This window comes from Pseudomonas sp. PAMC 25886, from assembly GCF_000242655.1.
Classification (GTDB): Bacteria; Pseudomonadota; Gammaproteobacteria; order Pseudomonadales; family Pseudomonadaceae; genus Aquipseudomonas.
Map to the genome: position 1 here is coordinate 1 of NZ_AHHC01000050.1, position 13,377 is coordinate 13,377.

General features: G+C 62.2%; 12 protein-coding genes. 6 read left to right on the top strand and 6 right to left on the bottom strand.

Translation table 11 applies throughout. The annotated features are described in order from the left end of the window. The first annotated feature begins 222 nt into the window (after window positions 1-222). Window positions 223-1,626: a sodium:solute symporter family protein gene (locus MUM_RS0115450; RefSeq protein ID WP_010171331.1), complete on the top strand. Its 1,404-nt coding sequence runs from the start codon at window positions 223-225 to the stop codon at window positions 1,624-1,626. A gap of 37 nt (window positions 1,627-1,663) precedes the next feature. Further along, on the top strand, window positions 1,664-2,584 hold the full coding sequence (locus tag MUM_RS0115455) for a pyridoxal-phosphate dependent enzyme (RefSeq protein WP_010171332.1): 921 nt from the start codon (window positions 1,664-1,666) through the stop codon (window positions 2,582-2,584). 114 nt (window positions 2,585-2,698) lie between these two features. Here the strand turns inward: MUM_RS0115455 and MUM_RS0115460 are convergent, their stop codons facing one another. From MUM_RS0115460 to aldA, 4 genes are all read right to left on the bottom strand, one after another. Further along, on the bottom strand, window positions 2,699-4,309 hold the full coding sequence (locus tag MUM_RS0115460) for a GMC family oxidoreductase (protein WP_010171333.1): 1,611 nt from the start codon (window positions 4,307-4,309) through the stop codon (window positions 2,699-2,701). 27 nt (window positions 4,310-4,336) lie between these two features. Further along, entirely contained in the window at window positions 4,337-5,554 is a 1,218-nt protein-coding gene (locus MUM_RS0115465) for a mandelate racemase/muconate lactonizing enzyme family protein (protein WP_010171334.1), read from the bottom strand. A gap of 1 nt (window position 5,555) precedes the next feature. Beyond that, window positions 5,556-6,866, bottom strand: coding sequence for an MFS transporter (locus MUM_RS0115470; protein WP_010171335.1), 1,311 nt, complete (start codon window positions 6,864-6,866; stop codon window positions 5,556-5,558). 76 nt (window positions 6,867-6,942) lie between these two features. Then, window positions 6,943-8,367 carry an aldehyde dehydrogenase gene (aldA, locus tag MUM_RS0115475; RefSeq protein ID WP_010171337.1) on the bottom strand — a complete coding sequence of 475 codons (1,425 nt, stop codon included), beginning with the start codon at window positions 8,365-8,367 and terminating at the stop codon, window positions 6,943-6,945. Between the two features lie 207 nt (window positions 8,368-8,574). On the opposite strand from aldA, the gene ccoN reads away from it, so the two are divergent. Further along, the gene (gene ccoN / locus MUM_RS0115480; RefSeq protein ID WP_010171339.1) at window positions 8,575-10,002 is read left to right on the top strand and encodes a cytochrome-c oxidase, cbb3-type subunit I; all 1,428 of its coding nucleotides are present in this window, start codon (window positions 8,575-8,577) and stop codon (window positions 10,000-10,002) included. Continuing rightward, the gene (locus MUM_RS0115485) at window positions 10,002-10,223 is read left to right on the top strand and encodes a cbb3-type cytochrome c oxidase subunit 3 (RefSeq protein ID WP_010171341.1); all 222 of its coding nucleotides are present in this window, start codon (window positions 10,002-10,004) and stop codon (window positions 10,221-10,223) included. The genes ccoN and MUM_RS0115485 overlap by 1 nt, the downstream gene beginning before the upstream one ends. Before the next feature lie 115 nt (window positions 10,224-10,338). Here MUM_RS0115485 and MUM_RS0115490 read toward each other — a convergent pair whose 3' ends face one another. Then, window positions 10,339-10,833, bottom strand: coding sequence for a hypothetical protein (locus MUM_RS0115490; protein WP_010171343.1), 495 nt, complete (start codon window positions 10,831-10,833; stop codon window positions 10,339-10,341). A 126-nt stretch (window positions 10,834-10,959) separates the two neighbouring features. Between MUM_RS0115490 and MUM_RS0115495 the strand changes: the two genes are divergently transcribed. Beyond that, window positions 10,960-11,655 carry an aspartate/glutamate racemase family protein gene (locus tag MUM_RS0115495; protein WP_010171345.1) on the top strand — a complete coding sequence of 232 codons (696 nt, stop codon included), beginning with the start codon at window positions 10,960-10,962 and terminating at the stop codon, window positions 11,653-11,655. Here MUM_RS0115495 and MUM_RS0115500 read toward each other — a convergent pair. Then, window positions 11,652-12,164 (bottom strand): GNAT family N-acetyltransferase, encoded by a 513-nt coding sequence (locus MUM_RS0115500; RefSeq protein ID WP_010171348.1) that lies wholly within the window; start codon window positions 12,162-12,164, stop codon window positions 11,652-11,654. The genes MUM_RS0115495 and MUM_RS0115500 overlap by 4 nt on opposite strands. A gap of 204 nt (window positions 12,165-12,368) precedes the next feature. On the opposite strand from MUM_RS0115500, the gene MUM_RS0115505 reads away from it, so the two are divergent. After that, window positions 12,369-13,340 (top strand): helix-turn-helix transcriptional regulator, encoded by a 972-nt coding sequence (locus MUM_RS0115505; RefSeq protein WP_010171351.1) that lies wholly within the window; start codon window positions 12,369-12,371, stop codon window positions 13,338-13,340. Window positions 13,341-13,377 lie beyond the last annotated feature (37 nt).

Sequence of the window (13,377 nt, forward strand, 5' to 3'; positions counted from 1 at the left end):
CCTTAGCGAGGTGCCGACAGGCGGGGCAGAGCCCTTTGCTTACTTTGGGGCTTTTCCAAAGTGAGTCGCTGTAAGAGCGAAACCATAAGTGGCCGTTACCTAACCAACGGATATTCACCCATACCAAAAGAGTATCAAACCATACCAACCCGATATTAGACGAAAGCAAAACCACCAGAGGAAACTACCCACAATTACAAAAATACCTAAAGAGTATAAAAAATGCCCACCCACTCATCCTGGATCGTGCTGTCCATCACCGGCCTCTACATGCTGAGCCTGGCACTGATCAGCTACGGCGTCCGCCGCCATTCCCGCAGCGCCAACAACTACACCACCGGCGGCGGCCACTTCCCGGCGTTCCTGATCGGCTTCCTGATGCTCTCCGAATTTATCGGCACCGCAGTCAGCATCGGCACCGCCCAAACCGGTTTCAAGGTCGGCATCTCCGCCGCATGGAACCTGTTCGCCCTGGCCCTCGGCTTCGTACTCTTCGCCTGGCTGCTGGCGCGCAAATACAAGGATCTGGGCGACAACACCATCTCCGGCGTACTCGCGCGCAACTACGGCCAACGCACCCGCTTCGCCACCTCGATCATCACGATCTTTGCCCTGGAGATCGTCGCCGTCTCGATCTACGCCAGCGGCGGCGCGGTATTGGCCAGTGTGATGCAAGTGGATCGAACCCTCGCGATCGTGATCGTCGGCGTGGTCTCGGTGCTGTACGTGAGCATCGGCGGCATGCGCTCAGTGATCTACACCAACTTCGTCCACGCCGCCTTGAAGTACCTGGGCGTCGGCCTGGCCCTGTGGTTTGGCTTGAAGCAAGTGGGCGGCATCGGCCAGTTGCAGGCTCAATTGCCCGCCAGCATGTTTGACTGGACCACTGTCGGCTGGGGCCAGATCGTCGCCTGGATGATCGCCGGTATCGGTTCGATCTTCTCCACCCAATACGTGATCCAGGCGGTGAACACCGTCAGCCATGCGGGCAAGGCCCAGCGTGCGTGTTTCTATGTGGCAGTGCTGATGGTGCCGTTCGGCATCGGCGCGGCATTGATCGGGATGTGCAGCGCGGTGCTGTTTCCCAATGTGGATTCGCTGCAAGCCTTCCCGACTCTGATCGCCAGCATGGACCAACTGACGGCCGGGCTGGTGGTAGCAGGCCTTGCCGGCTCACTGTTCGGCACCATCTCGGCGGTAAGCATGGGCTCGGCGACGTTGTTGCTGCGGGACTTCTACGAACCCTGGTTCAACCCGGAAAAAAGCGACGCCAAATCCCTGCGCTTCGTGCGCCTGGCGACCATCGCCGTCGGCCTGTTGCCGATTGCCCTGGCGCTAACTTCTGACAAGGTGCTGATGATCGCCTTCCTCGGCAAGGCGTTACGCGCCTCCCTGGCCGTGCTGGTGTTGATGGTGTTCTACGCGCCGAAATTCGGCACGGCGGCCGGGGCATTCCTGAGCATCATTGCTTCGTTGCTGGCGACCGTGGGCTGGTTCCTCGCCGGTAATCCGTGGGGCATCGACAACGCGTACATCGCCCTGTTTACGCCGCTGATCATCATGGGCATCAGCCATTTGACGCGCCGCAAGACACCGGCCGAACCCCTGGCGGCGGCCGCCCACTGAGGTAGGATGGCAGCCCACCCAATAAGGAAGTTGCGCAATGCTGCCCATCCGCACCCCGTTGATCCTGCACCCCGGCCTGTCCACCCCTACCCGGCGCATCTGGCTGAAGCTTGAGAACCTGCAACCCTGTGGCTCGTTCAAGTTGCGCGGGATGACCACGCTGTGCGCCTACGCGGCCAGCCAGGGCAAGACCACAGTGGTGTGCCCTTCCGGCGGCAATGCCGGGTTGGCCACGGCCTTTGCAGCAAGAGGCCTGGGGTTGCAGGCGCGGATCGTGGTGCCCTCCACCACCCCCGAAGCCACCCGCGCGCGTATCCGCCAGGCGGGCGCCGAGGTGGTGGTGCACGGTGATCTGTGGGATCAATCCAACGAGCTGGCGCTGCAACTCGCCGAAGCGCCAGACGCGTTGTATGTACCGGCTTTTGATCACCCGCTGTTGTGGGAAGGTCACAGCCGCATGATCGATGAGATTCTTGAGGATTGCCCGCAGGTGGGCGCCATCGTGACCTCCGTGGGCGGCGGTGGCTTGCTCGCGGGGGTACTGACGGGGCTGGAGCGTCATGGACGGTTCGACTGCAAGGTGATTGCCTGTGAAACGGCGGGCGCGGCTTCGTTTGCGGCCGCTGTGGAGGCTGGAAAGCCGGTGCGCCTGGCGAAGATCGACACCGTGGCCAAGTCGTTGGCGGCGACCCAGGTGGCGGCGTGGCCGGTTGAACATATCGGCCAGTTTGCCCATCAGTGCGTGGTGCTGAGTGACGCCGAGGCGATGATGGGCGTGGCGCGGTATGCCGATGATTTACGGCAGTTGGTGGAGCCGGCGTGCGGGGTTTCGTTGGCTGTGGCGTATCTGGAGCATGGGGCGATTGCCGGGGTTGAGGATGTGGTGGTGATTGTGTGTGGTGGGGTGAGTATCAGCGCAGAAACGGTTGCTCAGTGGCAGAACACCGCCTCTCTATGATCGTTCCCACGCTCTGCGTGGGAATGCCACCCTGGACGCTCCGCGTCCGTTCGTGACGTCGTGACGCGTAGCGTCACAGGATGCATTCCCACGCAGAGCGTGGGAACGATCGGTTCAGGCATCCTGCAGGATAAGATCCGCGCCCTTCTCCGCCACCATCAACACTGCCGCATGGGTATTCCCTGACGTCACGTTCGGGAAAATCGACGCATCGACAATCCGCAACCCTTGCATCCCGTGCACCTTCAGGCGCTTGTCCACCACTGACACCAACGGGTCCGAGCCCATGGCACACGACCCGCACAGGTGATAGATCGAGCCGCTGTTCTCGCGGAAGTACTGCAGCATCTGTTCATCGGTTTCCACCGCAGCCCCCGGCAACACCTCGGCCACGGTCACGCCCTTGAGCGCCGGGGCCTGCATGATCGTGCGCATCAGCCGGCTGCCCTGGATCACCTCGTCGATGTCCTTCTGGGTGCTCAGGTAGTTGGGGTCGATCAAGGCCGCATCCCGTGGGTTTTTCGAGGCGATGCGAATCGTCCCGCGGCTGGTGGGCCGGCACGGGTTGAAGCACAGCAGGAAGCCTGAATACGGCTCGGGCTTGAGGCTGGCCTTGTTGTTTTTCGGGATCTGGTACGACAGCGGGTTGAAGTACAGCTGCAGGTTGGGGTGCGCCTGTTCCGCGTTGCCACGAAAGAACCCGCCGGCCTGGTTGACGCTCATGGCCAACGCGCCCTTGCGGGTCAGCAGGTATTTGAGGCCCAGCTTGAACTGGCCGAACAGCGAGCTGAGCTGGTCGTTCAGGGTCGGGATATTGGCCTTGTAGTAATAGCTGGCGCACAGGTGATCCTGCAGGTTCTGCCCCACCGCCGGCAGGTCCTTGACCAGCGGGATGTTGTGTTCGGCGAGCAGTTGCTTGTCCGCCACCCCCGACAGTTGCAGGATCTTCGGCGTATCCACCGCCCCCGCACACAGGATCACCTCCTTGCGCGCGGTGAAGGTGCGGACCACGCCGTGCTGGGTCACGCTGATGCCGGTGGCCCGCTGTTGGTCGTCGAACAGCACGCGATCTACCAGCGCATGCAGTTCGACCGTCAGGTTCGGTCGACCCAACGCCGGGTGCAGGTGCGCAAAGCTGCTGGAGCAGCGCTCGCCGTTGCGGGTGTTGACGTCGTAGAGGCCCGCACCTTCGAAGTCCGGCCCGTTGAAGTCATCGCTCAGGCCGTAGCCCAGCTGCTCGCAGCCTTTGAGGAACACATCACAGATAGCGTGGGTCTGGCCTTTCATCGGGGTGATGCTGATGGGGCCGCTGCTGCCGTGGTATTCGGTGTCGCCCAACGGGTGATTTTCCAATTTTCGGAAGTACGGCAGCACGTCCTGGAAACCCCAGCCGTCGTTGCCGTTGGCCGCCCAGTCATTGAAGTCATGGGCCTGGCCGCGCACGTAGATCATGGCGTTGATCGAGCCGGAACCGCCCTGCACTTTGCCGCGTGGGGCATAGATGGCGCGGTCGGCCAGCTGTTTTTGCGGCTGGCTGTAGTACATCCAGTTGAAGGTCGGGTTGTAGTACATCTTGGCAAAACCGACCGGGATCTTGAACCACCAGGAGCTGTCCTTGCCGCCGGCTTCCAGCAGCAACACCGAATGCTCGCCCGAGGCGGAGAGTCGGTTGGCCAGGACGCAACCTGCGGCGCCGGCGCCGGCGATGATGTAGTCGTATGTCATTCACAGTTACCGCATCAGTCGTTTTTTTTAGCCCTTGGCGGGCGAAGTGTCTTTCACGTCAGCCGGCGTAGGCGCCATTTGCAGGTGCAGGCGTTCGCCGGTGTACGGCGTGTGCTTGCGCACCACGTCCATGTTCAGCTCCACCCCAAGGCCCGGCTCGGTGGACGGGATGATGTAGCCGTCCTCCCATTGCAGCGGCTTGGTCAGCACTTCGGCGTGGAAGCCGCCCCAGGTCATGATGCTTTCCTGGATCAGGAAGTTCGGCGTGCACGTGGCCAGCTGGAAACTCGCCGCTGCGCCAATCGGCCCGTTGTACAGGTGCGGGGCGATTTGCGCGTAGTAAGCCTCGGCCATGCTCGCGATTTTCTTGGCTTCCAGCAGGCCGCCGCAGCGGGCCACGTTCATTTGCAGGATCGATGCACCACCGGCCTGCAAGAGCTTGAAGAACTCGTACTTGGTGGTCAGCCGCTCGCCGGTGGCGATGGGGATGGTGGTCTTGGCTGCGACCTGGGCCATGGCGTCTTCCTGGCCCGGTGGCACGGGCTCTTCGAACCACAGCGGGTCGTATTTTTCCAGGCGCTTGGCCAGGCGGATGGCCGACGACGGCACCATCTGCCCGTGGGTGCCGAACAGCAGGTCGCACTTGTCGCCCACCGCTTCGCGGATCTTGCGGCAGAAGGTTTCGCAGCGTTCCAGCACTTCCAGGGAAATCTGGTGGCCGGAGTACGCGGTGTACGGGCCTGCCGGGTCGAATTTGACCGCGGTGAAGCCCTTGTTCATGTTCTCGACGGCGCACTCGGCGGCCAGGTCCGGGTCGTCGTAGTCGTACTCGCCCTTGCTGTTGACCGGGTACAGGTAGGTGTAGGAGCGCAGGCGCTCGTTGACCTTGCCGCCCAGCAACTCATAGACCGGCTTGTTGGCGGCCTTGCCGATGATGTCCCAGCAGGCCATTTCCAGGCCGCTGACCACGCCCATCATGGTCAGGTCGGGACGCTGGGTGAACCCGCTGGAATACGCCTGGCGGAAGAAACGCTCGATGTGGTGCGGGTCGTGGTTGAGCAGGTAGCGCTCGAACACGTCCTCGATGATCGGCAGCATGGCTTTGGGGCCGAAGGTGGCGGCGTAGATCTCGCCCACGCCTTCGATGCCGCAGTCGGTTTTGAGTTTGACGAACAGCCAGTACATGCCGCCAATGTGGGGTGGCGGTACGGCGACAATATGGGTCTCAAGGTCGACGATTTTCATCTCAGGCACCTGTCTGGTTGAATTTTTTACGATTGATCCGGGCGCGCAAGGTCAGGGCCGCGAGGGTCCCGAGCACGCCGATGAAGGCGATGTAGCCGAAGTACAGGTTGTAGCCGACCTGCCCCGGGTACGTGTCGGTGAGGTAGCCATTGATCAGCGGGATAAAGGTGTCCGGCAGGTAACCCACCACCGAGACAATGCCGATGGCCAGGCCGGTGATGCGCAGCGGGATATCGCAGCTGTCGAGGATCGCCCAGTACAGGCCGCGAATCGCATAGGTCATCAGGCCGATAAAGATCACCGTGCCGATCAGCAAGCCGAGGCTGCCAATGGCCGGGAACACGATCAGGCCGACCATCGCCAGGGTCACCAGCACCAGCGCGACGATCAGCACCGAGATGTTCGAAAACTTGTCCCCCAGCCAGCCGCCGCCGATCCCGCCGATAGGCCGCATCCACAGCTTGATGGTGGTGATGGTGCCGGCCATCACGGCGGTCATGCCGCTGCCTTGCAGGTAGTCAGAGAAGCTGTAGGTGGCCCAGAACATGTGATAACCGCAGAACACAATGGCAGTCACCAGCCACAGCTCGGGGATTTTCACCAGGGTGGTGAGGTCGGCGATCAGGTTGAACTTGCCCTTCTCCACCGCCGCGGTTTCCGCCATGGACTTGGGGTCCTTGAGCAGCACCAGCACACAACCAATCGCGATACACACGAACGAATACAGGTACACCACGTGCTTGAAACCTTCGGCGGCCGTTTGGCTGCGGGTTTCGGTGGCATAGGCGAACAGCCCCAGGGCCACGGTGGCCAGCAAGGCTTCCACCAGGCCACGGCCGCCGTCGAGGATGCCGAAGAACCGGCCTTGCTCACTGTGATGGGCAATCATCTTCACCCGCTTGAGCACCGAGGCCCAGAAGGTCAGGCCGGTGGTCAGGCCCCAGCAACCGAAGATAATCATCAGGCCGGTCATCGACGGCACCGTGGAATACCAGATGCCCAGGGCACCGGTGGCCACCAGCGAAAAAAAGATCAGGAAGCGCGGTGGCAGGCGATCCGCCAACCAGCCGCTGGGCAGGTAGCTGAGCAGGAAGATCGTGCCGAGCATTGAATACAGATAACCCAGCTGGCTGTGGTTGATCTGGAACACGTCGAGCATGGTGGTCTGGTAGACCTGGCGCAGGTAGAGGATCGGGTAGATCGCCCCGGCGGCCAGCACCAGCAACATCAATTGGAAGTAGCGACTGGCTTTGTCGCTTTTGGCCGCGGACACGGCATCGAAACCCTGGGCAACGGGTGCAGGCTTGGACATCTTGTAGACCTCGGGCACCCGATGCGCGGATGCCCCGATAATTGTTTTTATTGAGGTAAAGCCGGTGGTCGGTGACTCAGTACTTCATGACCACCAAACGGGTCTGGGTGAACTCAAGCATCCCGTGCTTGCCGTCATCGCCGCCCAGCCCTGAGCGTTTCCAGCCGGCGTGGAAGCCCTGGTAAGGGTCCGCCGGGGTGCGATTGACGTACAACTCGCCGGCCTCAATGGCATTGGCGACTTTCATGGCCGTGCGGTAGTTCTCGGTGTAGAGCACCGACGACAGGCCGAACTGGTGGTCGTTGGCCATGGCCAGGGCTTCGTCGATGTCGCGGTACTTGAGCACCGGCAGCACCGGGCCGAAGATTTCTTCCTGGATGATTTCCATGCCTTGGCGGCAACCGCTGAGCAGGGTCGGCGGGTAGAAATGGCCCGGGCCTTCGGGGAGTACGCCGCCTGTTTCCAGTACAGCACCGTCGGCGATGGCGCGCTCGACCATGGCGTGAATATTCTGCCGGGAGCTGGCGTTGACCAGCGGGCCCATCAGGCCGGCGTCCGTGGCACGATCGCCAAATTTTACGGCGCTGATCTTGGCCTTGAGCAGGGCCAGGAATCGGTCGTAGACGCTTTCCTGCACGTACACGCGCTCGACCGCCGTGCACAACTGGCCGCAGTGAGTGGTCTTGGACGCGATGATGTCGCTGGCGGCCTTTTCCAGGTCGGCGTCGGCCTCGATGATTGCCGGGGTCTTGCCGCCCAGTTCCAGGGACGGCTTGGCGATGTTGGCCTTGCAGTAATCCAGCACGATGCGCCCGGCGTTGACGCTGCCGGTCAGCGTGATCAAGCCCACGGCCTTGTGGGTGCACAGGGCGGCGGCGGTGGCGTGGTCCATGGTCAGGATGTTGATCACGCCGGCCGGCATGCCCGACTGCTCAACCGCGCGAGCGATTGCGAAGGCGGACAACGGGGTGTTGTTGCTCGGGCGCACCACCACGGTGTTGCCGGCAATCAGCGCCGGGGCGATTTTGCGCAACAGGGTGTAGACCGGGTAGTTGAACGGGATCAGGCACGCCACGACGCCGATCGGCTCGCGTTGCAGGAACAGGTTTTCGTCCGGGGTGTCGCTGGGGATGATTTCGCCCTCAATGCGGCGGGCCCATTCGGCGTGGTAACGGGTGATTTGTGCGGCGTAGCGGGCTTCGTTGCTGGCGTCGTCGAGGCTCTTGCCGGACTCGCTGGCCAGCGCCTTGCCTATGCTTTCAGCGCAGGTTTCGAGGGCGTCGGCGAAAGCCCGCAGGTGTTCGGCGCGCTGGATGCTGGTGAGCTTGCCCCAGGTTTTCTGTGCGGTAGCGGCGGCGTCGACGGCAGCAATGGCCTCGTCGGGGGTGGCGGCGGACACCTGGCCTACCTGGGCCTCGGTTGCAGGGTTATAGACCGCGATCCGGGCGGTGGTGGCAGGTTCGGCAAACTGGCCGTTGAAAAAGTTGCGCTCGATTTGCATGTGGTTTTTGCCCAATCGTTGTTGTTTTGCGAGTGACTTGCAGTTTTGTCATTGGGCGGGGGTTGGACAAACGATTTATTGACGGGGGTAACGTGCGAAAAATGCAGGTTAGTGGCTGATCCGTATTAATGACCCGGGTCTGAGTCTGTATTGTTCCGCCCATCCTTCCTACAGTGCCGCCCACTTGGAACCGTGGGAGGACTAAGCATGCAACCACCATCAACCGCACAGGCCTACAACTACAAGGTCGTGCGTCAATTCGTCATTGCAACCATCGTTTGGGGCGTGGTCGGCATGGCCATGGGCGTGTGGATCGCCTCGCAACTGGTCTGGCCCGAGATGAACCTCGACCTGCCCTGGACCACCTTCGGGCGCCTGCGCCCGCTGCACACCAGCCTTGTGATCTTCGGCTTTGCCGGCAGCGCGCAATTCGCCGCCAGCTACTACGCAGTACAGCGCACCTGCCAGGTACGGCTGTACTCGGACAAGCTCGCAGCCTTCACATTCTGGGGCTGGCAATCGGTGATCGTGATCATGTTGGTCAGCCTGCCGCTGGGCTACACCACCACCAAGGAATACGCCGAGATCGAGTTCAGCGGCGCCGTGTGGATGACCGTGGTGTGGGTCGCCTATGCGATCGTGTTTTTCACCACTGTGGTGCAGCGCAAGACCCGGCACATCTACGTCGGCAACTGGTTCTTTGGTGCGTTTATCGTGGTGATCGCCATGCTGCACGTGGTCAATCACCTGTCGATCCCGGTGGACTGGTTCAAGTCTTACCCGGTGTATTCCGGGGCCACCGACGCCATGGTGCAGTGGTGGTACGGGCACAACGCCGTGGGTTTTTTCCTGACCACGGGCTTTCTGGGGATGATGTACTACTTCGTGCCCAAGCAAGTCGGGCGGCCGGTGTATTCCTATCGCCTGTCCATCGTGCACTTCTGGGCGTTGATCACCCTGTATATCTGGGCCGGCCCCCATCACTTGCACTACACCGCGCTGCCGGACTGGGCACAGTCGCTGGGCATGGCGATGTCGCTGATCCTGCTGGCGCCCAGCTGGGGCGGAATGATCAACGGCATGATGACGCTCTCGGGGGCCTGGCATAAATTGCGCACCGACCCGATCCTGCGTTTCCTGGTGCTGTCCCTGGCGTTCTACGGCATGTCGACGTTTGAAGGGCCGATGATGGCGATCAAGACCGTCAACGCCCTCTCCCACTACACCGACTGGACCATCGGCCACGTCCACGCCGGGGCGCTGGGCTGGGTGGCGATGATCACGTTTGGCTCGCTGTACCACATGATCCCGAAGGTTTTCGGGCGCACGCAGATGCACAGCGTGGGGCTGATCAATATGCACTTCTGGCTGGCGACCATTGGCACGGTGCTGTACATCGCGTCGATGTGGGTCAACGGCATCACCCAGGGCCTGATGTGGCGGGCGGTGAACGATGACGGCACCCTCACCTATTCCTTTGTGGAAGCCTTGCAGGCCAGCCATCCGGGGTTTGTGGTGCGCTTTGTCGGCGGGGTGTTTTTCCTCAGCGGCATGTTGCTGATGGCCTACAACACCTGGCGCACGGTGCGGGTGGCGGACTTGAAGGTGGCGCAGCTTGACGCGCAGATCGCCTGATGTGGGAGATCGTGCTGAACCTGGCGGCGGTGATCGGCCTGTATGGTGCGGTGGAGTATTGCTTGCGGGGTGAGTCGAGGGAGAGCCTGGATGAGGCCAGCCTGATTCCGTTTGCCGACGACCCGGAAGTGGCGCGGCGGGTGGAGTTGGCTACGGGCAAGCGGGTTAACGCAGTGGCGCCTGAAGAGGCAAAGCCGGGTTGGGGCAATGTCGATATCTGAGAAAGGAATGCACCACCTGTAGGAGCTGGCTTGCCTGCGATGCGGGCCACTCGGTGCTTATGAAACACCGCGGTGATGCTATCGCAGGCAAGCCAGCTCCCACAGAAGCCATGACTCACCCGCGTTCGCGGGGAATCAGGCTCTGCAACTGCAAGGCCAGGAAATTGGCATCGAAGCCAAAGGTGTCCGGGTCTTTCAGGCCGTTGGTTTTCTTCCACAACCAGTCGTTTTTCCCCGGCAGCAGCACCAGGGAAATGCTGCCGTAGCGGGCGGCGGTCAAGCCCATCACCGACAGCGAAATCAGGCCGCCGGCGCCCATTACATCCGGCACGAACTCCACGGGTTTGCCGGCAATATGGATGGTCAGTTTCTCGGTTTTAAAGGTGGAGGTCTCCACCGGTACGCTCGGGCCGGAAGCCACATACGCTTCGCGCTGCACTTCCAGCAAACCGACGGTTTTCACCGGCTCCAGCCACTGCTCGATCTGGCCGAACAGCTCGCCGATCTTCTGCGCCCAATGGGCCGACTGCACGTCGAACTGCTGCTTCTTGTGGGCTTCGCTGTCGGCGTAATGACGAAGCATCTCGCCCAGTTGTTGTACATCGTCCATTGCCGTGTTCCTTGGGTGACCCAGGTTGCGAGCCTTGATCATGGCAGATGCGGCACACCGGCGTATGACTAAAGCACCGCGCTTGGGTAATGTGGTGCCCTCGCCCGTCCATTTCAGGAGCATCGCATGCGCACCATCGGCCTTATCGGCGGCATGAGCTGGGAGTCCAGCGCCGAGTATTACCGCATCATCAACCAGAGCGTGCGCGACCAGCTCGGGCCACTGCGCTCGGCGCAACTGTTGGTGTACAGCGTCGACTTCGGCCCGATGGAGCAGGCCCAGCACGCAGGCCGCTGGGATGACGCAGCGCTGATCCTCGAAGACGCCGCCCGTCGCCTGCAAGCCGGTGGCGCCGAATGCATCGTGCTGTGTACCAACACCATGCACCTGGTGGCACCGCGTATTGAAGCGGCGGTGTCCATACCGTTTCTGCATATTGCAGACGCGGCCGGCGCGGCGGCGGTAGAGGCCGGCACCCTCACCGTCGGCCTGCTGGGCACCGCGTTTACCATGGAACAGGAATTTCTCAAGTCACGCCTGGCGGCCCAGGGGCTGACCGTGCTGGTGCCGGACGCAGACGAGCGCCAGGCCGTGCACCGGATCATCTATGAGGAGTTGTGTGTCGGGGTGATCAGCGACGCATCGCGCGAGGTGTACCAACGGGTGATCGGGTCCCTGGCGGCACGCGGCGCCCAGGCCATCATCCTCGGTTGCACGGAAATCAGCCTGTTGATCAAACCGCAACACAGCGACCTGCCACTGCTGGACACCACCGAGCTGCATGCGCAGGCTGCGGTGGCGTTTGCGTTGCAGGACGACTAGGCAGGCTTGCGGATGCGCGCCATGGTCAGGGTGTCGACGAATACGCCGTCACGCACGGCGTAATCCCGCAGCCGGCCTTCGGTCTCGAAGCCGAACTTGTGGTACAGCCGGTGGGCGGCTTCGTTGTCGGCGTACACCGTCAGTTCCACCCGGTGCAGGTTCATCCAGTTGTCCGCCACCTCCAGCGCGGCGCCCAGCAACCGGGAACCCACGCCCTTGCCCTGCCAGGCGGTGGCCACGCCCATGCCGAACGAACCGACGTGGCTTTGGCGCACCCGCAAGTACTGTTCGAGGCCGAGCTGGCCGATCACCTCGCCGGCATGCAGCGCCACCAGCTGTAGCCGCCGCTCGTTGTCCTGCACCAGGCGTTTGCGCCAGGCCTCGACCGACTGGAAAGGCATTTGCAGCACCTGACGGCAGACAGCCGGATCGTTGTAGAGCGCAGTGACGCCTTCAAGGTGGGCCTCGGTGAAGCGCGTGATAACGATTTTGGGTTCAGGTGTGTGCATGGTGTTTCGTCCTGTGAAAAACACGTGGCCGACCAGTGTAGGCGGCACAGCGGCTTTTTGGCGAGCACAAATCCTGCCGCACATCGTGCATCTGTAGGATAGCGATCGCCCCTCGCAGCGCCGATACTTCACCCAGGCCCTGCCCCGTTTCGGCCTTCAAACCCTGTGACTAAAACAATAAAAAAGTCCCACAGAGGAACGCCCATGAGCCGCCTTGATCTTCCTGGCCTGTTACAGGCTTTCAGCACCCTGACGCTTGATCTGCAACGCCTGGCCCAACACCAGGACATTGAACAGTTTCATGGCCATGCCCTGACGCGTATCAGTCAGTTACTGCCCTTCGACAGCGCCTGGTGGGGCCGTGCGGCGATCATCGATGGCCTGCCGGAGGAACACAGCAGCTACCTGCATCATCTGCCCGCCACCTACCTGGCCGACTGGCAATCGATCCGCCATGTGGACGTGACGGTCGGGTTGGTGCACGAGGCGCCCGGCCAGGCGGTGATTGTCGACATGCTCGACCCCGCCAACGGCCCGGGCCAGAACTGGTTGGGGCAGCGCTACGGCATTGGCGAGTTGTTGTGCGTGATTCACGTTGACCCGCAAACCCGCCTCAGCGATCACTTGAGCCTGTACCGCAAGCCCGGCGCACCCCGCTACAACCAGGACGACTGCCAACTGCTGAACAACCTGATGCTGCACTTGGTGGCGTCGGTCTCGGCGAATCAGATCCGAACCCTGGTGGCCATGCGCGAAACCCTCACCAGCCCGCGCAACCTGGCCCTGGCGGTATGCGACCAGCGCGGGGTGTTGCAGTGTGCCGAACGCGGGTTTGTCGACCTGTTGCTCAGTGAGTGGCCGCAATGGAGCGGTCCCGCCCTGCCGCTGCCGTTGGATGAACGCGGGCATGAGGGCAAGCACATCCACATCGAGGCCTCGGCCGTGGGTGACCAGTTTCTGTTGGCGGCGCGCATCAACCGCGCCCTGCCCCAACTGAGCCCGCGGGAAAACGACGTGGCCCAGGGCTTTGGCGAAGGCAAGACCTACAAGGAAGTCGCCCGCGACCTGGGCTTGTCGCCGAACACCGTGCGCCATCACATCCGCGCCATCTACAGCAAGCTTGGGGTCAAGGACAAGGCGCGCATCGCGCACTTGCTGCACGCCCCGCCCGACTGATCTCAGCCCTTTATCCATTGCTTTTTTTGCGCTGTCG